This is a genomic window from Pseudomonas defluvii (assembly GCF_001695625.1).
Lineage (GTDB): Bacteria > Pseudomonadota > Gammaproteobacteria > Pseudomonadales > Pseudomonadaceae > Aquipseudomonas > Aquipseudomonas defluvii.
Genome location: NZ_MBPN01000290.1, coordinates 1 through 924 on the forward strand (window position 1 = coordinate 1; position 924 = coordinate 924).

Annotated in this window: 1 protein-coding gene; it reads right to left on the reverse strand. The window is 60.0% G+C overall.

The window, feature by feature from the left end; translation table 11 throughout:
* Window positions 1–160: 160 nt before the first annotated feature.
* Window positions 161–924: IS6-like element IS6100 family transposase (locus tag EKA13_RS27380; RefSeq protein ID WP_100250168.1), on the reverse strand; the 764-nt coding region annotated here is incomplete at its 5' end.

The window sequence follows — 924 nt, forward strand, 5'->3', positions numbered from 1 at the left end:
TGTTGTGCAGCCAGCTCCTGACAGTTCAATATCAGAAGTGATCTGCACCAATCTCGACTATGCTCAATACTCGTGTGCACCAAAGCGAGGTGAGCATGGCGACGGAGGCTCTGTTGCAAAGATTGGCGGCAGTCAGAGGTAGGCTGTCGCTCTGCGCCGATCAGGCGGCTGCTGCGAAATGGTGGTTGAGCATGCCCATGGCCTCCGTCAGCGCCGAGGGCCCAATGCCAAAAGCTCTCTCCACAAGGCGCACCTCGCCCCTGATGCCGGGCTGCAGGCACCAGGGGCGAGCCTGTCCTTTGCGCAGGGCTCGCATGACTTCGAATCCCTTGATCGTGGCATAGGCCGTGGGGATCGATTTGAAACCGCGCACCGGCTTGATCAGTATCTTGAGCTTTCCGTGATCGGCCTCGATCACGTTATTGAGATACTTCACCTGCCGGTGGGCCGTCTCCCGGTCCAGCTTTCCTTCGCGCTTCAATTCGGTGATCGCTGCACCATAGCTCGGCGCTTTGTCGGTATTGAGCGTGGCAGGCTTTTCCCAGTGCTTCAGGCCTCGCAGGGCCTTGCCCAGGAACCGCTTCGCTGCCTTGGCGCTGCGGGTCGGCGACAGGTAGAAATCGATCGTGTCGCCCCGCTTGTCGACTGCCCGGTACAGGTAGGTCCACTTGCCCCGCACCTTGACGTAGGTTTCATCCAGGCGCCAGCTCGGATCAAAGCCACGCCGCCAGAACCAGCGCAGCCGCTTCTCCATCTCCGGGGCGTAGCACTGGACCCAGCGATAGATCGTCGTATGGTCGACCGAAATGCCGCGTTCCGCCAGCATTTCCTCAAGGTCGCGATAGCTGATCGGATAGCGACAATACCAGCGCACCGCCCACAGGATCACATCACCCTGGAAATGGCGCCACTTGAAATCCGTCA